Source organism: Phaeobacter sp. NW0010-22 (assembly GCF_040365955.1).
Taxonomy (GTDB): Bacteria; Pseudomonadota; Alphaproteobacteria; order Rhodobacterales; family Rhodobacteraceae; genus OMPR01.
The window spans coordinates 187,075-208,466 of sequence record NZ_BAABWT010000009.1; the positions used below are offsets into that span (position 1 = coordinate 187,075).

Annotated in this window: 22 protein-coding genes; 13 read left to right on the forward strand and 9 right to left on the reverse strand. The window is 54.8% G+C overall.

The features are described from left to right. Positions 1-151: 151 nt before the first annotated feature. Positions 152-487 carry a ribonuclease E inhibitor RraB gene (locus ABWV33_RS18870; RefSeq protein ID WP_353332997.1) on the reverse strand — a complete coding sequence of 112 codons (336 nt, stop codon included), beginning with the start codon at positions 485-487 and terminating at the stop codon, positions 152-154. Positions 488-492: 5 nt separating this feature from the next. Next, positions 493-1,437: a thioredoxin-disulfide reductase gene (gene trxB / locus ABWV33_RS18875; protein WP_353332999.1), complete on the reverse strand. Its 945-nt coding sequence runs from the start codon at positions 1,435-1,437 to the stop codon at positions 493-495. Between the two features lie 213 nt (positions 1,438-1,650). Here trxB and ABWV33_RS18880 point away from each other — a divergent pair, with 213 nt between their 5' ends. Continuing rightward, positions 1,651-2,151, forward strand: a complete 501-nt coding sequence (locus tag ABWV33_RS18880) for an Lrp/AsnC family transcriptional regulator (protein WP_113822582.1) — start codon at positions 1,651-1,653, stop codon at positions 2,149-2,151. 92 nt (positions 2,152-2,243) lie between these two features. Here ABWV33_RS18880 and ABWV33_RS18885 read toward each other — a convergent pair whose 3' ends face one another. From ABWV33_RS18885 to lgt, 5 genes are all read right to left on the reverse strand, one after another. Further along, a complete protein-coding gene (locus tag ABWV33_RS18885; RefSeq protein ID WP_353333001.1) occupies positions 2,244-3,026 on the reverse strand; it encodes a Hint domain-containing protein in 783 nt (260 codons plus the stop codon). A gap of 352 nt (positions 3,027-3,378) precedes the next feature. Then, a complete protein-coding gene (locus ABWV33_RS18890; RefSeq protein WP_162930747.1) occupies positions 3,379-3,528 on the reverse strand; it encodes a hypothetical protein in 150 nt (49 codons plus the stop codon). 150 nt (positions 3,529-3,678) lie between these two features. Then, complete coding sequence (pgeF, locus tag ABWV33_RS18895; RefSeq protein ID WP_353333003.1) at positions 3,679-4,434, reverse strand: peptidoglycan editing factor PgeF; 756 nt, start codon at positions 4,432-4,434, stop codon at positions 3,679-3,681. Beyond that, entirely contained in the window at positions 4,431-5,498 is a 1,068-nt protein-coding gene (locus ABWV33_RS18900; RefSeq protein ID WP_353333005.1) for a class I SAM-dependent methyltransferase, read from the reverse strand. Before ABWV33_RS18900 ends, pgeF begins: the two co-directional genes overlap by 4 nt. Next, positions 5,495-6,385, reverse strand: a complete 891-nt coding sequence (gene lgt / locus ABWV33_RS18905; RefSeq protein WP_353333007.1) for a prolipoprotein diacylglyceryl transferase — start codon at positions 6,383-6,385, stop codon at positions 5,495-5,497. Before lgt ends, ABWV33_RS18900 begins: the two co-directional genes overlap by 4 nt. A gap of 96 nt (positions 6,386-6,481) precedes the next feature. On the opposite strand from lgt, the gene ABWV33_RS18910 reads away from it, so the two are divergent. The 5 genes from ABWV33_RS18910 to ABWV33_RS18930 all read left to right on the forward strand — a co-directional run bounded on the left by ABWV33_RS18910 (position 6,482) and on the right by ABWV33_RS18930 (position 9,685). Continuing rightward, on the forward strand, positions 6,482-6,730 hold the full coding sequence (locus ABWV33_RS18910; RefSeq protein WP_113822587.1) for an accessory factor UbiK family protein: 249 nt from the start codon (positions 6,482-6,484) through the stop codon (positions 6,728-6,730). Between the two features lie 320 nt (positions 6,731-7,050). Next, the gene (locus ABWV33_RS18915; protein WP_113822588.1) at positions 7,051-7,551 is read left to right on the forward strand and encodes a type III secretion system chaperone family protein; all 501 of its coding nucleotides are present in this window, start codon (positions 7,051-7,053) and stop codon (positions 7,549-7,551) included. Between the two features lie 37 nt (positions 7,552-7,588). Then, positions 7,589-8,404, forward strand: coding sequence for a pyrroline-5-carboxylate reductase (proC, locus tag ABWV33_RS18920; protein ID WP_353333010.1), 816 nt, complete (start codon positions 7,589-7,591; stop codon positions 8,402-8,404). Continuing rightward, the gene (locus ABWV33_RS18925; protein ID WP_113822590.1) at positions 8,397-8,735 is read left to right on the forward strand and encodes a tRNA-binding protein; all 339 of its coding nucleotides are present in this window, start codon (positions 8,397-8,399) and stop codon (positions 8,733-8,735) included. Before proC ends, ABWV33_RS18925 begins: the two co-directional genes overlap by 8 nt. Continuing rightward, positions 8,735-9,685 (forward strand): 2-hydroxyacid dehydrogenase, encoded by a 951-nt coding sequence (locus tag ABWV33_RS18930; protein WP_353333012.1) that lies wholly within the window; start codon positions 8,735-8,737, stop codon positions 9,683-9,685. The genes ABWV33_RS18925 and ABWV33_RS18930 overlap by 1 nt, the downstream gene beginning before the upstream one ends. A gap of 58 nt (positions 9,686-9,743) precedes the next feature. On the opposite strand, the gene ABWV33_RS18935 is transcribed toward ABWV33_RS18930, so the two are convergent. After that, positions 9,744-10,343, reverse strand: a complete 600-nt coding sequence (locus ABWV33_RS18935; RefSeq protein ID WP_113822592.1) for a thymidine kinase — start codon at positions 10,341-10,343, stop codon at positions 9,744-9,746. Positions 10,344-10,695: 352 nt separating this feature from the next. Between ABWV33_RS18935 and ABWV33_RS18940 the strand changes: the two genes are divergently transcribed. Then, complete coding sequence (locus ABWV33_RS18940) at positions 10,696-11,154, forward strand: hypothetical protein (RefSeq protein ID WP_113822593.1); 459 nt, start codon at positions 10,696-10,698, stop codon at positions 11,152-11,154. A gap of 127 nt (positions 11,155-11,281) precedes the next feature. Here ABWV33_RS18940 and ABWV33_RS18945 read toward each other — a convergent pair whose 3' ends face one another. After that, a complete protein-coding gene (locus ABWV33_RS18945) occupies positions 11,282-12,406 on the reverse strand; it encodes a beta-ketoacyl-ACP synthase III (RefSeq protein ID WP_353333015.1) in 1,125 nt (374 codons plus the stop codon). A 168-nt stretch (positions 12,407-12,574) separates the two neighbouring features. Between ABWV33_RS18945 and ABWV33_RS18950 the strand changes: the two genes are divergently transcribed. The 6 genes from ABWV33_RS18950 to ABWV33_RS18975 all read left to right on the forward strand — a co-directional run bounded on the left by ABWV33_RS18950 (position 12,575) and on the right by ABWV33_RS18975 (position 21,375). Further along, positions 12,575-13,048: a MarR family winged helix-turn-helix transcriptional regulator gene (locus ABWV33_RS18950; protein ID WP_251134213.1), complete on the forward strand. Its 474-nt coding sequence runs from the start codon at positions 12,575-12,577 to the stop codon at positions 13,046-13,048. Beyond that, a complete protein-coding gene (locus ABWV33_RS18955) occupies positions 13,045-14,085 on the forward strand; it encodes an efflux RND transporter periplasmic adaptor subunit (protein ID WP_113822595.1) in 1,041 nt (346 codons plus the stop codon). Before ABWV33_RS18950 ends, ABWV33_RS18955 begins: the two co-directional genes overlap by 4 nt. A gap of 11 nt (positions 14,086-14,096) precedes the next feature. After that, entirely contained in the window at positions 14,097-17,129 is a 3,033-nt protein-coding gene (locus tag ABWV33_RS18960) for an efflux RND transporter permease subunit (RefSeq protein ID WP_353333018.1), read from the forward strand. Positions 17,130-17,419: 290 nt separating this feature from the next. Continuing rightward, on the forward strand, positions 17,420-19,186 hold the full coding sequence (locus ABWV33_RS18965) for a PHA/PHB synthase family protein (protein ID WP_353333020.1): 1,767 nt from the start codon (positions 17,420-17,422) through the stop codon (positions 19,184-19,186). A gap of 3 nt (positions 19,187-19,189) precedes the next feature. Next, positions 19,190-19,957 carry an enoyl-ACP reductase FabI gene (gene fabI, locus ABWV33_RS18970; protein ID WP_353333022.1) on the forward strand — a complete coding sequence of 256 codons (768 nt, stop codon included), beginning with the start codon at positions 19,190-19,192 and terminating at the stop codon, positions 19,955-19,957. 8 nt (positions 19,958-19,965) lie between these two features. After that, complete coding sequence (locus tag ABWV33_RS18975) at positions 19,966-21,375, forward strand: bifunctional enoyl-CoA hydratase/phosphate acetyltransferase (RefSeq protein WP_353333024.1); 1,410 nt, start codon at positions 19,966-19,968, stop codon at positions 21,373-21,375. Positions 21,376-21,392 lie beyond the last annotated feature (17 nt).

Here is a 21,392-nt window from a genome sequence, read left to right on the forward strand (position 1 = left end):
GGGTTTCACGATGCAGCAAATGTGCGGGGTCGGGGGGAGGCGGTCAAGGCACAGTCTGTGTGCACCGGGTCACAAAGAGGGGTGCAACCGAAGAACCTTGGGCGCGGTTTCTCGCGGACAGGTACTACAGTTGGACTAAGCACTTACGCGCTTAGCCCTCTAAGCCCCATCCATCAGGGCGAAAGCCGTGTTCCAACGCGGCTCGCGTTGCGACCTCTTCGCTGATCCAGATGGCGGATGCAGATATGATTTGCTCAGATAGCGTGGCGACAAGATAAGGCGCGTCGCCTTTTTCCTGGGCCGTGACGTACTGACATTCATAGCCGTCATTGCTGAGGTGTTCAGCAAGGGGCCGCCAATCAGATGATTCAGAAACGGGAACGAAAAAGAAATCCACGTCCGCGATGTCGGGCAGGCCATGTTTGGCCTGCAGGTCTGAGTAAACAGACAAAGTTTCAGCGCGTTGCGCGGGGAAATCGTGCGACATGGCGCTTAGTCGTCCTGTTCTGCCAAAAAGCGTTCCGCGTCCAAGGCTGCCATACAGCCCATGCCAGCGCTCGTCACAGCCTGACGGTAGATGTGATCCGTCAGATCGCCAGCGGCAAACACGCCGGGAACAGATGTTTGCGTGGTGCCCGGCTTGGTCACAACGTAGCCGCCCATGTGGGTGTCCAGCGTGTCTTTGACCAACTCACTTGCGGGTGCATGTCCGATCGCAATAAACACACCTTTGCAAGGGATGTCGGTGATCTCGCCGGTTTTTACGTTTTTGACTTTGACACCTTCAACGCCCAATGGGGCATCGGTTCCGTACACTTCGTCCAGTTGGTTGAACCAAAGGGTTTCGATCTTTGGATTCTTTTCCAAGCGATTTTGGAGAATTTTTTCTGCACGCAGTTCATCGCGTCGGTGGATTAAGGTCACTTTTGAGGCAAAATTCGTCAAGAACAGCGCCTCTTCTACAGCGGTATTGCCACCGCCCACGACAACGATTTCCTGACTGCGGTAAAAGAACCCATCACAGGTCGCGCAGGCCGATACACCAAAGCCTTTGAACTTTTCTTCGCTCTCCATGCCTAACCACTTGGCGCGGGCTCCGGTTGCCAGGATAACGGCGTCGGCGGTGTATGTGTTGCCGCTGTCGCCTTTGGCGGTGAAGGGGCGCTTGGATAGATCCAGATCGGTAATGATGTCACCGATGATCTCACAACCCATCGCTTGTGCGTGTTCTTGCATTTTGATCATCAGATCGGGGCCCTGCACTTCGGTGAAGCCGGGATAGTTTTCAACTTCGGTTGTCGTGGTCAACTGGCCACCGGGTTCGATGCCCTGTACCAAAATGGGTTCCAGCATGGCGCGGCTTGCATAAACCCCTGCGGTGTATCCCGCAGGACCAGAGCCGATGATCAGAACCTTGGTGTGACGTGTCTCGGCCATTTGGGCCCCCATTTGCATTTGTTTCGCGGCCAGCCGCCTTCGGGCAATGGATATAGCGGTGCGGTCCTAGGTCTTAAACCCCACAATCGTGAAAGCCTGAAATCTGACCATCACAAGGTGGAAATACTAAACAAAGAAAATATGTGAAGGCGAAACAATATTGCGCGCGCTCAGGGCGCTGTTATAAGAAACGCCAATATGAGGGAGCCTGTCATGGTCGCTACACGTCTTGACCCGATTGACCGAAAAATCCTGGCCGAGCTACAGGCAGATGGCCGGATGACGAATGTGGAGTTGGCAAAGCGGGTCGGGATTTCGGCGCCGCCCTGTTTGCGACGAGTGCGCACGCTTGAAGATCTGGGTCTGATCAAGGGCTACCATGCGGATGTGAATGCGCGCGAACTTGGCTTTGAAGTTCAAGTATTTGCCATGGTTGGTCTCGACAGTCAGGCCGAGTCAGAGCTGAGCGCATTTGAGGAAAAGTGCCGCAATTGGCCTTTGGTCCGTGAATGCCACATGCTGAATGGTGAGGTGGACTTTATTCTGAAATGTGTCGCCCCAGACTTGAGCAGCTTTCAGACGTTTTTGACTGGCGATTTGCTGACCACGCCAAACGTGGCCAGTGTTAAGACATCTCTTGTTATTCGCGGTGCGAAGGATGAACCCGGTGTTCCCTTTGATATCCTCGAGGAACGGCTGAGCCGCTTAGCCTGACTGTCGAATCAATGCGCGGCGTGGTTGTTGGTGGAAGCAACATCAAAACGACGATGCTGATTCCCCAAAAGATCAACATTCCCATAAAAACCTCAGACTGCGATGGCGTCGATTTCACCGTCACCGATCCGCGGAAAGGCCTGCGGACCAAAGTCAGTTAGTCTGTCGATATGTGAGAACATATTGAGATACAGCGACCGCATTGCGTGGCTAATGACCCGCACGGCGTTAATCCCTGGATGGTAGGTCTCGAATTGTAAACCATCCACTTTGATAACAGCATGTTTTCTCAAGCAAATGTGGAACAGTTCGATCGGTGTTGGCGGAGACGTTTCAATAACGCCCATGCCGTCTACGAATTCAGATATTGGTGTCAAAACTGGTTGTGGTCCTGCAATGGCACGCAAGTGACTCGGTGTGGCCAGCAGACGGGCTGAAGACCCAACAACGACACCGGACAATGGGCGTTGCATCCCGAACGTGTCGGCCATGATGCGATTCAGGTGATGGGTGCGCCCCTTTTGGTCCGGACGACCGGGAACAATTGCTGTTGACCCCTTCCAGACAACCTCCTGAGCTGATCCATCATGGGTGATGACATAGTCGCCGGGCAGGAGATCTTCGATCGCCATTGGTCCGTGATCTGTTTCAATGACAGAGCCACGCGAAAAGGCACAAACGGCATCCTCAAACAGCGGCAACGCAGGGGCAATTTGGCGTGTCTGAACTACGTTTCCGTTCTCAAGCAGGGAACAGATTTCATAGCGTCGCAACTGTGGCCGGTTTGCGCCGCGCAGGGCAGCGGGATCTTGAAGGATAGAACGCGTCTCAACGGCATTGCGCGCTGCACGAGTCAGCGAGTGGGGGATCGTCATAACGATTTCGGCCCTTTCCATTCGGGTCGCATCTGCGTCGGCCCCCACCGACAACGTCAGATAGACTGGTTAATTGGTCATCATCTGAGTCGGTTAATCTTTTCCGGGAATTTTTGGACTTTGTCAAAACTTGCACCTCAAATGGTGCGCTCCGGGGGCTAATCTTGCGAACCTTTAAAAACTGTTTCCAAAAAGGCGTGTAATACACCTCAACTCATTACATTTGCCCCAACACCCGCCTCACCAATTTGGTGAGGCGGGCTCTTGTGCCCGGCCGGTCAGGGGCAGCAGTCCGGCAGCGGGTCCTTGGAGAAGCGTATTGGCAGCTAAGCTCCCCTTTGGTTTTCTTTGATCAGGCTGATTTTGCCTGTAGTTCTGTATCTGTGCCATTGCGACGGGCGATCATGGCGGCGCGGCGTGCGCCACGTGCCCATGGCATTTGGATCTCCTGCGCCTTTGAAGTGGCGATAACGGAGGCGATAAAGCGTGCCTTGGGTTTCATGTTGTTTCTCCTGCCTCGAGCGGCGCATTGGCCTTATTGGTTGATGACACCAACATGACGCTGCATTGGGGCAGGCATTTGTTCTATCCGGGGAAAATAAGAGACGGATTGGGCGCAAATGTGGCGGAAATAGGGGCCGAGCCCCACGTTTCAGAGCCGAATGGTTGAGATCAGCCGCCCGTAATCCGCTTCTTTTGCGTGTGTTGCGCGTCTGTAGGAAAAAAATCGATCTGGATCAGAATAGGTGCAATGGCGAATCCAACTTGCATCGCCAACCCCAGCGGAACGGAGCCGGTGGACCCCATAGGCTGGCAGGTCAAACAGCATTCGATCCCCCGTGCCATTGGCAAAGAAGCGGGTGTTGTCTTGTGATTCCGCCTTGAAGTAATCCAGAAACTCCGGCCCGACTTCATAGGCTCGTTGGGAAATCGTTGGGCCAACGGTTGCGATTATATCTGCGCGCTGGGCACCAAGGGCCTCCATCGCATCTATGGTGGCTTCTAACACCCCATCCAGGGCTCCGCGCCAACCTGCATGGGCGGCACCGATCACGCCCGCAACAGGATCGGAAAACAGAACGGGCTGACAATCTGCGGTAAGGATCGATAGTGCCAAGCCCGGAGTGGCAGTAACCAATGCGTCTGCTTTGGGCTTGTCTGTCAAAGGTTCTGTGACGGCGACGACGTCTGCTGAATGGATTTGGTGGACGCCAACCAGCGCGGCGGGCGGCACGTTCATAGCTTGGGCCACCCGATCGCGATTGATCGCAACGGCTTCGCTTTGGTCTGTTGATCCAGTGCCGCAATTCAGGCCAGAGAAGACGCCGGAAGAGGCGCCGCCGCGGCGAGTGAAAAAGCCGTGTTGGATCGGGGCGAGGCTGTCGGAGGTGAGAATTTCCAAGGTCATGATTCCAATCCCGGAGGCGGTGGCGTGTGTGTTGGGAAGAGGCCCAGAACTTTGAACAGGTTTCCCATTTCCTCAGGATGCGTCAAGCGCCGATGTGCGCTGATGTGCGAATCTAATCGCTTGCCTATCAACGCTTGTGCCAAAGCCTGCGCCCGCGTTGTGATGCCAAGACGTTCGAGAAACACCCCCTGTGGGGTGACGCGACTATGCACACACCCCGCTGCCTTGGCTGTGGCGGCAAGGACTTCAAAATCAACGTGGGCAGTGAGATCGGCCTGACCAGGTGCACCAAGTGGATCGGTCGGGGTATGGCCGCACAAGGCTTGCAACGTATCGCCGAGAGACCTCCAATCCCCATAGTCGATAATCAGGGCAGCCCCACCCGTTTCTGCGATCCGATGCGCAATATTGGACAGAATGGGTACGCCAGCGGCGCAAAGCTCTACGAGGTCATCCTGTTGGGTATCTTCTAAACGGTGCTGCAGGGTTGTGAGCTGAGTGCGTGGACCTAGCCCAAAGACAAGCGCGTCGTCTTGCAAGCCAATCTGGCGTTCCCGCCAGCCATCCTCATCACGTACAAATTGGGCAATAGGCAGGGCATCGAAAAATTCGTTGGCGATTAAGAACAGCGGGAGTTCGGGGAGGGTTTCAACCGTGTCGTGCCATTGCGGAGCAAAGGGGGCTAGTGCTTGGCGTTGGGCTTCTTTGAGGGGCGGAGAGGCTTCGATCAAATGAAGTTGAGCGGCCTGATGAAATCCGGGAACAGAGCGCGTCGCGCGCAGGGCATCTGCCATCAGAGTGCCACGCCCGGGACCAAGTTCGGCCAATGAAAACGAAGCAGGCGATCCTTGGTCTATCCATGCTTGCGCAAGGCATAGACCAATCAATTCCCCGAACATTTGGCTGATTTCCGGAGCGGTGGTGAAATCGCCGTCTGCGCCCAAAGGGTCACGGGTGGTGTAGTAGCCGTGTTCAGGGTGAAGCAGGCAGTCTGACATATAATCTGCCAAGCTTAGCGGGCCATTCTGAATGATCCTGTCCTTGATCAAATCGTGCAGGATCATGTCGCCGCCTTTTGAGAGCTGCGCCAGATAAACCAGAGCCCTAGTGTGATCATCGGCAGGGACAGGAGCTGTCCCATGGTGAGCCCATAGCCACCCATATGCCAGGCAAGTCCCAAGGGGTTTCCAACCGACACAAATTGCGCGTCGGGCTGACGAAAAAACTCTACGATGAAGCGCGCAAGGCCGTAACCGGTCAGAAATGTCCCAACGATCCGTCCCGGAGTTTTGAACGCACCGCGACGATAAGCGAGCCAGAGCAGCAATGCGCCAAGCAGGAGGCCCTCAAGAACAGCCTCATAAAGCTGAGACGGGTGCCTTGCGCAAATTCCCGCAATATCGGGGCAATCTTGCGCATAGGGACTGGGAAATGCGACGCCCCAAGGGGCTTCGGTTGGACGGCCCCAAAGTTCGGCATTGATGAAGTTCGCGAGACGCCCCAGCAGTAATCCCGGTGGCACCGCATGGGCGACTAAATCTGCAAGGCTAAGTTTTGGGATCGCATAGCGTACTGCAAATATCCAGCTAGCGATGACAACGCCCAACAGGCCTCCGTGGAAAGCCATGCCACCTTGCCACACCATCAGGATCTCTGCCGGGTTCTGCAGGTAATAAACGGGCTGGTAGAAAAGGATAAACCCAAGTCGACCACCCAGGATGACCCCCAAGATAATCCAGGTCAGCAAATCCTCGAGGTGCTGCTGAGACATCGGGGGCGTGTCATTGGCCCAGAGCTTGGTGTTGCGTAAAGCAATCACGCCAAGGCGCCAGGCAATCAAAATGCCAGCGATATAGGCGAGCGCATACCAGCGCAGGGCGAGGTCGAATCCGAACACTGAGATCGAAAACAGCTCGGGCGAAAAGTCGGGGAAAGGGATCATGGCCTGCATGTGCGTCTGAATGCCTTTGGAAAGGAGGGCAAGTCAACCTTGCCGCCGGGCGGGATGTTGCCCATATAGAAGGCAGCTTCGACACGGAGATGACAGATGCAGAGCCGCAACAAGATCTTGGACGATATTTCTCAGCTGATGACCAATGCCATGGGCGTAGCCCAAGGCGCAAAGGATGAGGCCGATACCGCGATGAAGTCGCTGATGGACCGCTGGCTGGCGGATCGCGATTTTGTGACACGCGAAGAGTTCGACGCCGTGCGCGCCATGGCGCAGAAGGCCCGCGAAGAGAATATGGCGCTTGCGGCGCGGCTGGACGCGCTGGAAGGCAAATCAAACAGCTGATTTGTCTGTTGTTAAATTGAGGCGCTGCCGCGCCGCTTTTATTCAGCACTTTGCTGATCTACCGCGTAAGTTTACCACTTGCGCGGTTTCGCGTCTTTAGGGACAGGGTGCAATGCGCGAGAATTGGCCAACATTTGGGGGTATGGCGAGGCTTGTCCACAACTTATTGCTGTTATCCCCAAAAATAGGGCTTGCCAGAATGGGCGCTACACAGCACCATATCTAGTATAGGCACGGGGGATCGCCCCGGTTTGTTGAGCAGGCATCTAGCGCTGGGGCGCTGCCAGCCCCGTTCCGCTAGAGATTAGTGAGGTGGTATCATGGCCCTTTCCGAGCAGTATCTGGAAGAAGACATTCACCCTATCGACATCGTTGAGAATTTGGCCGCCCATCATGAGTGGGATTTCGACCGTATTGGTGACGATCAAATCGCGATGGCCGTCGAAGGCCAATGGCGCACCTATTCTTTGACACTTGCGTGGTCAGGGTATGATGAAACCCTGCGTATGGTGTGCACCTTTGAGATGGACCCACCCGAAGAGAAACTTGGCAAGCTGTACGAGCTGATCAACGCTATGAATGATCAAAGCTGGGTCGGTGGGTTTACCTACTGGAAAGAACAAAAGCTGATGGTTTATCGCTATGGGTTGGTTCTGGCGGGCGGGCAGGTCGCGGGGCCAGAGCAAATTGATACGATGATCAACACGGCCGTTCTGAGTGCCGAGCGATACTATCCTGCGATTCAGCTGATGGTTTGGGGCAATCGCACCCCGAAAGACGCTTTGCAGGTCGCCATTGCAGAGGCCTACGGCCGCGCGTAAAGCTTAGCCCTGAACCTAAGTGAGGAGAGGGGTTTTCATGGAAATGTCAAAGGTCGCAGAGCAGGGTCTGGTGCTGCTGGGATGCGGTAAGATGGGTTCTGCTATGTTGGCGGGCTGGCTTGAGGGCGGGTTACCAGCCGAGTCAGTGTGGATCATTGATCCGTTTCCATCTGATTGGGTCAAATCGCAAGGCGTGCATTTAAACGAAGATTTACCGGCACAGCCCGCGATTGTTTTGATTGCTGTGAAACCTCAGATGATGGGTGAAGCCTTGCCTACACTGCAAGCGCTGGGCGGCGGAGGGACGCTGTTTGTGTCTGTCGCTGCGGGCACTTCGATCGCTACGTTTGAGGGTATTTTGGGCCAAGGTACTCCGATTGTTCGGGCGATGCCCAATACACCTGCGGCAGTAGGGCGTGGGATAACGGCTTTGATTGGGAATGCGCATACGTCCTCAGGCGACGTGGATCTGGCCGAAGGGTTGTTGTCCGCTGTTGGACAGACAGTACGATTGGACAGCGAGGCACAGATGGATGCCGTCACGGGTGTCAGCGGATCTGGTCCCGCTTATGTTTTTCATCTTATTGAGACACTTGCCGCTGCGGGTGAAGCACAGGGGTTGGCCCCTGAGTTGGCGATGCAGCTGGCCAAAGCGACCGTTGCAGGGGCCGGGGCCTTGGCCGAAGCGGCAGAGGACAGCCCGGGACAATTGCGGGTCAATGTGACGTCGCCCAATGGAACCACACAGGCCGCTTTAGAGGTGTTGATGAACGAAACCGATGGGTTTCCTGCGTTGCTGACTCGGGCAGTTGCCGCAGCAACCGAGCGATCCAAGGAGCTTTCGCGTGGCTGATATTTCTTTTGATGATTTCCTGAAAGTCGATATCCGGGTGGGGGAAGTTATCCGCGCCGAACCTTATCCAGAGGCACGCAAACCCGCGATCAAGATGTGGATCGATTTTGGCGGTGACATCGGAGAGCGTAAAACCTCGGCTCAGATTACGGCACATTATGATCCATCCACGCTTGTGGGTAAGCAAGTGATGGCGGTGGTGAATTTCCCTCCGCGCCAGATCGGAAAGTTCATGTCCGAGGTGCTGGTTCTGGGCTTGCCTGATGAGGCGGGGGAGATTGTCTTGATCGGGCCTGATGGCAAGGTGCCTGTTGGCGGGCGGATGCACTAATGAAAGTTCTGATTGCGCGTCCGATGACGGCTGAAATTGAAGTGCGCGCGCGTCGGGATTTCGACGTTGAAATCCGCGAGAGCAACACTCCTCTGACGGTTTCAGAGATGACGCATGCGTTGCAAACCTTTGATATCGTGGTGCCAACACTTGGGGACCGGTTCAACGCCGATGTTTTTGCGGCAGTCGCGGCGCCGCAGTGCAAGTTGCTGGCTAATTTTGGCGTCGGATACAATCATATCGACGTTTCAGCGGCACGCGATGCGGGAATTCAGGTGACGAACACGCCCGGCGCAGTGACGGATGCAACAGCAGATATCGCAATGACGCTCATCCTGATGAGCGCACGACGCGCCGGACAAGGCGAGCGATTGGTTCGCTCCGGGGAGTGGTCTGGCTGGCACCCAACACAGATGCTTGGGCAGCACGTGACCGGAAAATCTGTTGGAATTGTTGGCATGGGGCGCATTGGGCAGGCCATTGCCCGGCGGTGCCATTTCGGTTTTGGCATGGACGTTTGCTATGTCGCGCGGTCTGAAAAGGATCTGGATTTTGATGCGACCCGTGCCCCAGATCTGACAGCTATGGCTGGGATGGTCGATATTTTGGTGGTGGCGGTGCCGGGTGCCCCGGAAACCTATCATCTGATCAACGCTGATATCTTGCAGGTGATGAAGCCCAGTGCCCACCTTATAAATATCGCCCGCGGTGAGATTGTGGAGGAAACTGCCTTGGTACAGGCCCTGGAAACGGGTGGGATTGCTGGGGCTGGATTGGACGTTTACGAGTTCGAACCTGCAGTTCCCGAATCGCTGAGGTCACTGGATAATGTGACATTGCTTCCCCATCTGGGCACCGCGACGGCAGAAGTCCGGACAAATATGGGACACATGGCTTTGGATAATGTAAGCGCATTTTCCAAAGGCTTGGCTTTGCCCAATCCCGTTTGACGAGGCGGATCTGAAGGCGCGTGATCTCATCAAAGCGATTTGGATCAGGCGCTTTCCCTTATTTAGCAGTCTCTTGCGGCGTGTCGCCAACGGCTTCACGCCAATGCTTTCGGCATAACGAAACATAGGTTTCGTTGCCGCCGATCTGAACCTGTTTGCCCTGCGTGATCGGGTTTCCGCTGTCGTCTTGGCGGATCACCATGGTTGCTTTGCGGCCACATTTACAGATGGTACGCACTTCGCGCATTTCGTCAGCCAAGGCTAACAGGGTCGCGGACCCAGGGAAAAGATTGCCTTGGAAATCGACTCGTAAGCCATAGCACAACGCTGGAATCTTGAGATCATCCACAGCGCGGGCCAGTTGCCAAACCTGATCAGGCGTTAAGAACTGGGCTTCGTCGACGAAGACACAAGCGACCGAGCTTTGGCTCAGGCGGTTCTGGATCATGTCGAAAATATTGTCGTTTGCAGTAAATACATCTGCTTCGGCGCCGATACCGATGCGTGACGCGATCCGGCCTGTGCCTGCGCGCCCATCAAGAGCAGCTGTCAGCAGATAGGTGTCCATACCGCGTTCTTGGTAGTTGTGCGACGCCTGCAAAAGTACCGTGGATTTCCCGGCATTCATGGTCGAGTAATTGAAGTAAAGTTTAGCCATGCGCCCGGTTTAGTGGCAGCCGGGAAGAGGGGCAAGAGGTCGAAACCTTGCTAAGTGTGTCGCCTTTGATCTTGCTGTTATCCTTGGCCGAGGCCAATGGGGATGGATGGTTGCAAAGTCTCAAAGACGACACCAGGGAACCTATATTGGCCCATGATCTGCCAAACCAGTTTAACTGCTTGCCGGATCAACTCTTACGCAGCCCAGAATATGACTGCTCACTCACGAAAATCCCAAAAAACCTGAGGGATAGCCAATGTATCGCATTTCGATTAAGTGTCAGGAATGGGAAATTTTTTGGGCCTTTCCCCGCTTAGAGCGAATAGGGTCCTTGGTGCTGGAAAGGGTGATAATGGCCGACATTGGGGCATATTTAAAAAAACATACAGAAGCCCTGGTCAAAGATGTGGGAATCGAAGCCGCTTGTGAATTGACCAGCAAATCCAAAGCGACGTTGGGGCGTTACTATTCTGAGAACGCAGAACATGCGGACCGGTTTATGCCGGTGGATGCGGTTGCAAAGCTGGAACAGGCTTCAAGCTACCCACACGTGACATCGGCTTTGGCCGAATTAAAGAGCATCACACTGTCTTATGATGATCGTAAGCCAAATGAGCAACGCACAGGTGGTGTGAACGCCGATGTCATTGCCCTGAGCCAGCGATTTGCGATGTTGATGAGCGAATACCAGGCAGCGATCGAAGACGGGATCATCACTGTAAACGAAGCGAAACGTTTATTGCGTGAGACCGTTTTGTTGCAGCAGGTCCTGATTGATATGAAGCTTCACTTGGAAGAAGAAAGCGCCTGATTGGAAAACACCGGACTTTTCGTTTGGGTTTCGCTGGTATCTAATAGGCCCCCTGCGTAGATGCGCAGGGGGCCATTTCTTTTTAAGAACGGGCAATTTTGCAGAGTGAATTGTCTGCCCGATCAGGTCAGCTGTGACGCTGCACAATTACGGACCCGACTGAATACCCCGCTCCAAACGAACAGATCAGCCCAAGGTCGCCTTCGTGCAGGTCGTCCGAGTTTTGCGAAAAAGCAATAATGGATCCCGCAGAAGACGTGTTGGCGTAATCTTGCAAGATGTTTGGTTGTTCCCCATCGTCCGGAGTGCGCCCCAAAACCTTTTTCCCGATGAAATCATTCATTGTTTTGTTGGCTTGATGCAGCCAAAGACGTTTCAGATCGGTGTTGGCGACGCCGATGTCTGTCATATGCTCAGAGATGTGTTGGCTGACCATTGGCAGAACTTCTTTGAAAACTTTGCGCCCATTCTGCATGAACTGCATGTCGCGACGGTCCTCTACGCCATCGGGGCGAGAGCGGCGCAGGAATCCATTGTTATTGCGAATGTTGTTGGAAAAGTCGGTTGCACAACGTGTTGATAGGATCTCGAAGTGGGGGCCCGTGGCGTTTTCTTCTCGTTCTATCAACGTGGCGGTGGCAACGTCTCCGAAAATGAAATGGCAATCACGGTCTCGCCATTCCAGATGGCCGGAACAGATTTCTGGGTTCACCACGAGGGCAGAGCGGATCGATCCCGACCGAACCATGTCTGCAGCGGCTTGAATTCCGAAGGTCGCAGAAGAACAGGCAACATTCATGTCGAAGGCAAACCCTTGAATCCCAAGCGCCTTTTGAACTTCGATGGCGACCGCTGGATACGCGCGCTCCAGATTTGAGGCTGCACAAATCACTGCATCCACATCGGCCGCCGTCTTACCGGCTTGTGCCAAAGCTTTGTTTGCCGCGTCCACAGCCATTTCGGTCATGATGCCGGGTTCGTCATCGCTGCGTTGACGCAACTGCGGATGCATAACGTCCGGATCCAGAATACCTGATTTGTCCATTACAAAACGCTGTTCAATGCCTGACGCCTTGAAAATGAAATCCACCGATGAATGCTGCAGGGGCTCAACTTCGCCTGCGGTGATCGCCTCGGCGTTTTCAGTGTTGGTTTTATCTGCATAGGCGTTGAAGGCTTCGACGAGTTCGGCGTTGGTGATGACCTGACTAGGCGTGAACACCCCGGTTCCGGTGATGGCTGTTTTGTACATTGCGGGCTCCTCAAGGTTACCGGTTGGCATAAAATGCCGCTGTGTTGGTTCAGGATCAAGGGTGGGTGCCCTCAGGGAAGCCCGTGAGATTAAGAAAAAAACTGTTTTGCATCTTGAATGGTTCGGATTCCGAAGTATATCGCGCGCTACATTGCCTAGGAAACCTCCATGCCGAACGACGAAACCTTTGTGATGGAGGGACTCAGTCCTGAAATTCAAGCGATGATGGGCGTTCATGCGCTTTATTGGAAGCTGGAAGAAACCATCGATGATCTGGCCACTGATCCAGAGTTGTCGCGCAATGAACTGCATTTGATGGTAAAGTTGGACAGACCCAAACGCATGGGCGTGTTGGCACGGGATCTTTTGGCAGCTCCGTCAACCTTGACGGCGACGACCGATAACCTTGAGGCCAAAGGCTATTTGAAACGCCAGCGAGACCCAAGTGATCGCCGGGCTTGGTTGCTGGTTTTGACAACATTAGGCCAAGATATTCGACAAACGGTCGTGACCCGCGCGGGTGAGATGTTTCACCAAGCATCGGGATTGAACAGCGAAGAAACCGAAGAATTCGCGCGATTGGCGCGCAAAATCCGAAAAAACATCCTGAAAACAGGAATTCCTGAGGGACTGAAGAAATGAAACTAGTGTCTGTAGTCAGCGCAGCCTTGATCGCCCTTTCAGGGGGCGCATTGGCGCAAGATAAAGCTCCCAAACCCGTGAAACTGATCGAAGTTAGCGAAACAGCACCGGGTTTTTCGCGACAATTCTTTGGGCAGGTTGCAGCGCGCCAATCTGTTGATCTTGCATTTCAGGTCTCTGGACAGATTTTGGAACTGCCAGTGAACGAGGGTGTCGTCATACCGAAGGGGTCGCTGATCGCCCGATTGGATCAAGAACCGTTTGAGTTACAATTGAACCGGGCACGCCTTCAGAAAGAGCAAGCGGATCGCACGGTTGCGCGTTTGAACCGCCTCAAAGGAACTACCGTCAGCCAGGTATCGTTGGATGATTCAGAAACGGCTGCCGCGCTGAGTGCAATCGCACTGCGGGATGCTGAATACGCTCTGGAACATGCAACATTGACGGCCCCGTTTGATGCTTTGGTTGCACACCGAACCGTCGCGGCCTTTACGACTGTTTCGGCCGGAACACCCGTTGTGCGTATCCATGATATGTCAGAGCTGCGGATCGAAGTGGACGTTCCGGAAATCCTGTTTCAACGCGCTGGACAGCAGGATGACGTCGAAATCACCGCAAAGTTTCCAGCATCGGATGAACTCTTTCCCCTCCAAATTCGTGAGTTTGATGCCGAAACTTCAAGCGTTGGGCAAACATTCCGCATCAACTTTGGGTTCCCGAAACCCGATGATCTGCAGGTATTTCCGGGGTCTTCTGTAACGGTCAATGTTCAGGTGCAGGATGGGCGGACGGGGATTATCGTCCCGCCAACAGCCATTGTGACCCCCCCCTCGGGTGAGATTGGTGTCATGGTCTTTTCCCCAAAGGGCGAGAACGAAGGCACTGTGGCCTTTACCGTGGTTGAGATTGAACCCACTCAAGCAGGGGGTGTTCGGGTGACCTCTGGCCTGCAGGATGGTGATGAAATTGTTGTAACGGGTGGCAATGCGCTGGACGATGGTCAACCCGTTCGCCGCTTTGCCGGCTTTGCGAACTAAGGGGCGGGCGGATGAATATCGCACGCGCATCAATCGAAAAGCCGCTGTACACGTGGCTTATAATTCTGATTTCCCTGTTTGGGGGTATCTGGGGATTTACGTCACTGGGACGGCTCGAAGACCCCGCCTTTACCATTAAACAAGCTGTGATTGTGACCCAGTACCCCGGTGCGGATGCGGAACAGGTTGCTTTGGAAGTTTCGGAACCTTTGGAATCCGCGATCCAGAAAATGGGCGAGGTCGACAAGATTACGTCGATCAACCAACCGGGGCGGTCCATTATCGAGGTCGAGATCCAGTCGACCTATGACGGCACTGAACTCCCTGCCATTTGGACGGAATTGCGTGCAAAAGTGGGTGACGCAGCTCGTGGTTTACCGACGGGGGTAAGCCAGCCCTATGTGAACGACAGTTTTGGGGACGTGTTTGGCCTGTTCTATGCTGTCACTTCCGAGGGGTTTTCGGACGCGGAAAAACACGAACTGGCAACTTTTCTCAGGCGTGAATTGCTGACTGTGAATGGTGTTGCTGATGTTGATATCGCCGGGCTACCCGAAGAAGCGATTTTTGTAGAACCAGATCTTGCTTTGTCGGTGAACCAGAACGTCAGCATGCAAGCGATAGCAGAAGCAATTGCAACTGCGGATTCGGTAAAGGACTCTGGGCTCGTACGGGCGAATGATCGGGCGACAGCGATTTTGACTGCCGAAGGATCAGACAGCGTCTCTGAAATTGCTGGCTTGTCAGTTGGAACACAGGGACGTGTGATCAACCTGTCTGATATGGCGGGGGTGCATCGTGGCCGTGTTGTCGACCCGGAACTCATGGTGCGTTTCAATGGGGTTGAGGCGTTCACGCTTGGTGTTGCGGGTTTGGCGACTGAAAACATTGTTGAAGTCGGTAAGCGCGTTGATGCGAAGATGGCTGAGCTTGATCAAGACATCCCGTTTGGCGTCGAAATTCTGCCGATCTATCAACAGCATGTGGTGGTCGAAGAAGCCTCGAATGCGTTTCTCGTGAACCTTGCCATGTCCGTTGCCATTGTGGTTGCGGTTCTTGCGCTTTTCATGGGGTGGCGGGCTGCCGTTGTTGTGGGCTCAACCTTGCTGCTGACAGTGGTCGGCACGTTGCTATTCATGGCGATTTTTTCGATTGAGATGGAACGGATTTCACTCGGCGCGCTGATCATTGCGATGGGGATGCTGGTCGACAATGCCATTGTGGTGGCTGAGGGCATGCAGATCTCGATGCAGCGTGGGAAGACCTCGCACGATGCGGCGCAGGATGCGGCCAGCAAAACGCAGATCCCACTTTTGGGGGCGACGATTATCGGCATCATGGCCTTCGCGGGTATTGGGTTAAGCCCGGATGCGACAGGCGAATTCCTGTTCTCACTCTTTGCTGTTATCGGCATCTCGCTGTTGCTGAGCTGGATCTTGGCGCTGACCGTCACACCGTTGCTTGGGCATTATTTCTTTAAGCAAGGCAAAGAAGGTGACGGTGACGCCTATGGCGGGCTTATGTTCCGGGCCTATGGCGCGACACTGAGCGCGGCGCTCAAGCTGCGTTGGCTGGTTGTTGTGGGGCTGGTCGGGGTGACTGTTGTTTGTTTCGTGGGCTTTGCGTCGGTCAAACAACAGTTCTTTCCCAACTCGAACACGCCGCTGTTCTTTGTGCATTACAAGTTGCCGCAGGGGACGCCGATTAGTCTGACATCAGATCACCTGAAAACGGTTGAGGCGTGGCTGGCTGAACGAGATGATGTTGTGTCTGCGACCACGTTTGTCGGGCAGGGGGCAACCCGGTTCATGCTGACCTATTCGGCAGAAAAGGCGAACCCGTCTTATGGGCACATGATCATCCGCACGGCGTCGCTGGAGGATATCCCAGCGTTGCAGGCTGATCTTGAGGCGTTTGGGCAGGCCCGCTTTCCCGAAGGTGAGTTTCGGACCAAGCGGCTGGTCTTTGGTCCCGGTGGCGGTGACCCGATTCAGGCGCGTTTCTCGGGCAATGATCCTAAGGTGCTCAGAGAACTGGCAGCTGAGGCAAAACGACGGATGGAGGCCGCCTCGGACAATTTGATCGGGGTGCGCACGAATTGGCGGGAACAAGAATTGGCAGTCTTGCCAATCTATGCCACCAACCGGGCGCAAACTGCGGGCGTAACACGCGATGACATTGCGGATATGTTGCTGTTTTCCACCGATGGCCAGCGGGGGGGGGTCTTTCGTGAACGAGAACGGTTGATCCCGATCTATGTGCGGCGTCCCGCAGATGGGCCCTATAGCATTGTCGATCAGGTGGTTTTTTCGGCGCAGGCGCAAAAATTCATGCCTATAGAACAGATGGTCGATGGATTTGAGTACAGGGTTCAAAACACTTTGGTTCATCGGCGGGATCGGGTTCCGACAATCACTGTCGGCGCCGATATCCCACCGGATCTGACGGCGGCCCAAGTGCATGGCGAAATCCGTAGCGTGATCGAAGAGATGCCTTTGCCCCCCGGATACAGCATGGCGTGGGGAGGGGAGTTCGAAAGCTCCCGTGATGCTCAGGAAAGTCTGGGCAAGCAATTGCCGCTGAGCTTGCTGATCATGGTGTTGATTTCGGTTCTGCTGTTCAATGCGGTCCGTCAGCCTGTGATTATCTGGCTGTTGGTGCCGATGTCGGTGAATGGCGTTGTGATTGGGTTGCTGGGGACGGGACTGCCGTTCACCTTTACCGCGCTGCTTGGGTTGCTCAGCCTGTCGGGCATGTTGATCAAGAACGGGATCGTATTGGTCGAAGAGATCGATTTGGTGCGGGCCGAGGGGCTCCCGTTGCGGGAGGCGATTGTGCAAGCGTCAGTATCGCGTTTGCGCCCCGTTATGCTTGCGGCGGTCACAACCATTCTTGGCATGGCGCCACTGCTTTCGGATGCGTTCTTTGTCTCTATGGCGGTGACCATCATGGGTGGATTGGCGTTTGCGACGATTCTGACGTTGGTAGCCGCACCAGTGTTCTACCTGATCTTTTTTGGCCGCAGCGAACCACAAGCTGCTTAAAACCGGGCCGAAGCGTGCAAACATGCGCGCTTCGGCCAATTTTTGCCGGTCCTTGGCTTTGTCATGACCGTGTCACGTGGTTTGCAGACATTGGTCTCATAATCATTGGAATGGTGGGAACCATTGAGTTTTCTAGGCCTTTTGGGGAACTTTAAGCGCTCACTGAGCGTTCGAAGAGATCTGAATTGACAATTTGCCGCAATGCAGCATCTTGAGGAGCTCCGCCTCCGTACATAATTGATATCATGTTAGAATTCCTCGGTACGCCGCGTGTGAATAGGACATCCAAAATGACAGATTCCGTTTCTTCTAAATTGCCGCAAGGGCCAAATCGACGTCGGATGCATGACCCGGATAATGATCTGTCCGATATGGTCGATACATCCTATCGGGCAGGGCTAAGTGAACTGACCGGGGGGCTGTCCCCCAATGCCTTGGCTCAGCTGTATTTCAATTGGATGACGCACTTGTCGACGCTGCCCGGAAAGCGGTCGGAGCTGACGCAACATGCTGCGCACAATATGATCGATTTTGGTCAATATCTGGCCAGATGCGCCTTGGATGTCCCGGCCGAGGGCTGTGTCCATCCTGATGCGCGCGACCGCCGGTTTCGGTACGAAGGCTGGGAAAAATTCCCGTTCAACGTTTACAAGCAGGGGTTCCTGCTAACCCAGCAGTGGTGGGATGATGCGACCACAAATGTACGCGGTGTGACCAAGGCCAATGAACGAGCGATCAACTTTACTGCGCGCCAGTTTCTGGACGCGATGTCACCTGCAAACTTTCCTCTGACGAACCCCGAGGTTCTGGACAAAGTCCGAGAAACAAAGGGGCACAATTTCGCTGAAGGGGCCAAGAATTTCCAAGAAGACATTCGCCGCTATTTCTTTCATGAGAAACCGGCTGTTACCGAAGAATTTCGGGTCGGGCGCGAGTTGGCGGCAACACCGGGCAAGGTCGTGTTTCGCAACCACTTGATCGAACTTATCCAGTACGATGCGGTCACAGAAAAAGTGCATCCAGAACCGATCTTGATCACCCCGGCGTGGATCATGAAATACTACATTCTGGATCTCAGCCCCGAAAACTCGATGGTGAAGTACCTGACCGAACAGGGGTTCACAGTCTTCATGATCTCGTGGCGCAATCCCGGCGTAGAAGACGCCGATCTGGGGATGAATGATTACCGGGAACAGGGGCCGATGGCAGCGCTGGATCAAGTTTTGGAAATTACCAGCGCAGAAAAAGTGCATGGCGTTGGCTACTGTCTGGGGGGAACCTTGCTGTCTATTGCGGCGGCGGCCATGGCACGGGATGGCGATGATTGTTTGGCGTCGTTGACGTTGTTTGCGGCGCAATCTGATTTCACCGAAGCCGGGGAATTGATGCTGTTTATCTCCGAAGCCGAGGTCGCTTTTCTCGAAGATATGATGTGGAAAAATGGCTATCTTGATGCGGCGCAAATGGCCGGGGCCTTCCAACTGCTTCGGTCGAGCGATCTGATCTGGTCCCGGATGCAGCACGAATACCTGATGGGCGAGCGCCCTCATGGCAACGATCTAATGGCATGGAATGCAGATACGACGCGGATGCCTTACCGGATGCATTCTGAATACCTGCGGTATCTCTTTTTGAACAATGCCTTTGCAGCGGGCCATTTCGAAGTGGGGGGCAGATCTGTTACGCCCACTGATCTGCGGATTCCAATTTTTGCGGTCGGCACTGAGACAGACCATGTTGCGCCTTGGAAATCAGTGTTCAAGATCGACACCTTGTCCCGTTCTGAAGTGACATTTGTCCTGACCAATGGTGGGCACAACGCCGGTGTTATTTCTGAACCGGGGCATCCCCGCCGTCATTTCCGTGTTCACACCAACCCGGATAGCGCCCCGAATGTGGCGCCTGATGAATGGCTTGAGCTCGCTGAAATGAAGCAAGGCAGCTGGTGGCCAGAATGGAGCACTTGGCTCAGCGAACGCTCTGGGACGCAGTGTGCGCCTCCAAAATCAGGGAAATCAATTTGCGATGCACCTGGCACCTACGTGATGATGGAGTGAGCAATGCAGGGATTTTTGCAAGGTAAGAAAGGATTGATCGTTGGGGTTGCCAACGATCAGTCCATCGCGTCGGGCTGTGCAATGGTCGCCAAAGAGCAAGGTGCACGGTTGGCGTTGACCTATTTGTCGGACAAGGCCAAACCCCATGTGGACCCCGTGGCCGAGGCGTGTGAGGCCGAGTTGTTGATGCCGCTCGATGTAACGGACGATGCCCAAATGGATGCGGCGTTCGACCGGATCAAGGCAGAGTGGGGGGAATTGGATTTCCTGATCCACTCTATCGCGTTTTGCCCCAAGCAGGACCTGCATGGTCGCGTTACGGATTGTTCGCGTGATGGATTTACACAGGCCATGGATATCTCGGTTCATTCGTTCACACGCATGGCGCGGCGCGCGGAACCTTTGATGCGCAATGGCGGGTCGCTCCTGACGGTCAGCTATTATGGAGCCGAAAAGGTTGTTGATCACTATAACGTCATGGGCCCTGTTAAGGCCGCTCTGGAAAGCGTGAGCCGATATATGGCGGCTGAACTAGGTCCCAAAGGGATCCGGGTGAATGCAATTTCACCGGGGCCGTTGATGACCCGTGCAGCCAGCGGTATCGAAAAATTTGATGCGCTGGTAGACGAAGCCCAAACGCGTGCACCATTGCGCCGCCTTGTCACGATCCAAGAGGTCGGCCAGATGGCCGCCTGCCTGTTGTCACCACAAGGGTCTGCCATTACCGGCAACGTATCCTATGTGGATGGCGGCTATCACATCATGTCCTGAGGTCAGCGATGCAGTACATAGAAAACAAAACATTCGATGAAATCTCGGTCGGGGACCATGCGGAATTGACCCGCACACTTAGCGCCCAAGACATTGATTTGTTTGCAGCGATGTCCGGCGATGTGAACCCGGCGCATGTCGACCCAGATTATGCCAAAGATGATGTTTTCCACAAAGTCATCGCGCATGGCATGTGGGGCGGGGCGTTGATTTCAACCGTATTGGGGACGGAATTACCCGGACCGGGGACGATCTATCTCAATCAGTCCCTGAGTTTTCGAAAACCTGTTGGGGTAGGCGAGACCGTTACGGTTCGTGTCAGTGTGCGTGAACGCGACCCCGAAACAGCGCGTTTGATACTCGACTGCACATGCATCAACGGTGATGGTAAACCGGTGATCATAGGCGAGGCTGAAGTGATCGCCCCTCGAGAAAAGGTTCGACGTCCGCGAACACAATTGCCCGAGGTTCACTTGCATCATTCCGGGGCTGGCTATGCCGAGCTGTTGGCCATGACTGAAGCTCTGGATCCAATTCGTACGGCCGTGGTGCACCCGTGTGATGCCACCTCGCTTGAGGGTGCTGTGCAGGCCTATGCGCAGGGGCTGATTACACCCATCCTCATTGGCCCTCCCGCGCGGATAAATGCAGCTGCGGCCGAAGCAGGCTTGGATCTGACCGGGATCGAAATTGTTGCTGCTCCACACAGCCACGCAGCGGCAGACCGCGCGGTTGAGATGGTCCATCAAGGGCAAGCAGTGGCTTTGATGAAAGGCGCGTTGCACACAGATGAGGTGATGGGGGCAGTGGTTGATGCGGCGACAGGTCTGCGGACCGAACGTCGGATGAGCCACGTCTTTGCCCTGGATGTGCCGAGTTACCCCAAAACGCTGTTCATTACCGATGCGGCGATCAACATAGCGCCGGATTTAGAAATCAAGGCGGATATGATCCGGAATGCGGTTGATCTGTGCCATGCGCTTGGTGTTGAGCGACCCAAAGTTGCCATCCTCTCGGCGGTGGAAACGGTGATGCGCTCCATTCCTTCGACGGTCGAGGCGGCTGCGTTGTGCAAAATGGCGGATCGTGGACAGATCACCGGTGCTGATTTGGATGGGCCGTTGGCTTTTGACAACGCGATATCTGTGGCTGCGGCTAAGACCAAGGGGATCACGTCACCTGTGGCGGGGCAGGCGGATGTTCTGGTGGCACCGGATCTTGAGTCCGGCAACATGGTCGCCAAGCAGCTGATGTATTTGGCAGGCGCAGAATCCGCTGGGATCGTATTGGGCGCTCGGGTTCCCATCATGCTGACCAGCCGTGCAGATGGAATTATGTCGCGCGTGGCGTCTGCCGCTTTGGCGCAACTCTATGTACGTCATCGGGATGGCGCCGCGCCGGGCACGCTGGGCTTATAGGCCCTTAGGGCATACCC

What these genes read in the sequence shown, in the direction of transcription:
- ABWV33_RS18870 (WP_353332997.1), bottom strand. Translation starts at nt 487, where the DNA reads ATGTCGCACGATTTCCCCGCGCAACGCGCTGAAACTTTGTCTGTTTAC.
- trxB (WP_353332999.1), bottom strand. Translation starts at nt 1,437, where the DNA reads ATGGCCGAGACACGTCACACCAAGGTTCTGATCATCGGCTCTGGTCCT.
- ABWV33_RS18880 (WP_113822582.1), top strand. Translation starts at nt 1,651, where the DNA reads ATGGTCGCTACACGTCTTGACCCGATTGACCGAAAAATCCTGGCCGAG.
- ABWV33_RS18885 (WP_353333001.1), bottom strand. Translation starts at nt 3,026, where the DNA reads ATGACGATCCCCCACTCGCTGACTCGTGCAGCGCGCAATGCCGTTGAG.
- ABWV33_RS18890 (WP_162930747.1), bottom strand. Translation starts at nt 3,528, where the DNA reads ATGAAACCCAAGGCACGCTTTATCGCCTCCGTTATCGCCACTTCAAAG.
- pgeF (WP_353333003.1), bottom strand. Translation starts at nt 4,434, where the DNA reads ATGACCTTGGAAATTCTCACCTCCGACAGCCTCGCCCCGATCCAACAC.
- ABWV33_RS18900 (WP_353333005.1), bottom strand. Translation starts at nt 5,498, where the DNA reads ATGATCCTGCACGATTTGATCAAGGACAGGATCATTCAGAATGGCCCG.
- lgt (WP_353333007.1), bottom strand. Translation starts at nt 6,385, where the DNA reads ATGCAGGCCATGATCCCTTTCCCCGACTTTTCGCCCGAGCTGTTTTCG.
- ABWV33_RS18910 (WP_113822587.1), top strand. Translation starts at nt 6,482, where the DNA reads ATGCAGAGCCGCAACAAGATCTTGGACGATATTTCTCAGCTGATGACC.
- ABWV33_RS18915 (WP_113822588.1), top strand. Translation starts at nt 7,051, where the DNA reads ATGGCCCTTTCCGAGCAGTATCTGGAAGAAGACATTCACCCTATCGAC.
- proC (WP_353333010.1), top strand. Translation starts at nt 7,589, where the DNA reads ATGGAAATGTCAAAGGTCGCAGAGCAGGGTCTGGTGCTGCTGGGATGC.
- ABWV33_RS18930 (WP_353333012.1), top strand. Translation starts at nt 8,735, where the DNA reads ATGAAAGTTCTGATTGCGCGTCCGATGACGGCTGAAATTGAAGTGCGC.
- ABWV33_RS18935 (WP_113822592.1), bottom strand. Translation starts at nt 10,343, where the DNA reads ATGGCTAAACTTTACTTCAATTACTCGACCATGAATGCCGGGAAATCC.
- ABWV33_RS18940 (WP_113822593.1), top strand. Translation starts at nt 10,696, where the DNA reads ATGGCCGACATTGGGGCATATTTAAAAAAACATACAGAAGCCCTGGTC.
- ABWV33_RS18945 (WP_353333015.1), bottom strand. Translation starts at nt 12,406, where the DNA reads ATGTACAAAACAGCCATCACCGGAACCGGGGTGTTCACGCCTAGTCAG.
- ABWV33_RS18950 (WP_251134213.1), top strand. Translation starts at nt 12,575, where the DNA reads ATGCCGAACGACGAAACCTTTGTGATGGAGGGACTCAGTCCTGAAATT.
- ABWV33_RS18955 (WP_113822595.1), top strand. Translation starts at nt 13,045, where the DNA reads ATGAAACTAGTGTCTGTAGTCAGCGCAGCCTTGATCGCCCTTTCAGGG.
- ABWV33_RS18960 (WP_353333018.1), top strand. Translation starts at nt 14,097, where the DNA reads ATGAATATCGCACGCGCATCAATCGAAAAGCCGCTGTACACGTGGCTT.
- ABWV33_RS18965 (WP_353333020.1), top strand. Translation starts at nt 17,420, where the DNA reads ATGACAGATTCCGTTTCTTCTAAATTGCCGCAAGGGCCAAATCGACGT.
- fabI (WP_353333022.1), top strand. Translation starts at nt 19,190, where the DNA reads ATGCAGGGATTTTTGCAAGGTAAGAAAGGATTGATCGTTGGGGTTGCC.
- ABWV33_RS18975 (WP_353333024.1), top strand. Translation starts at nt 19,966, where the DNA reads ATGCAGTACATAGAAAACAAAACATTCGATGAAATCTCGGTCGGGGAC.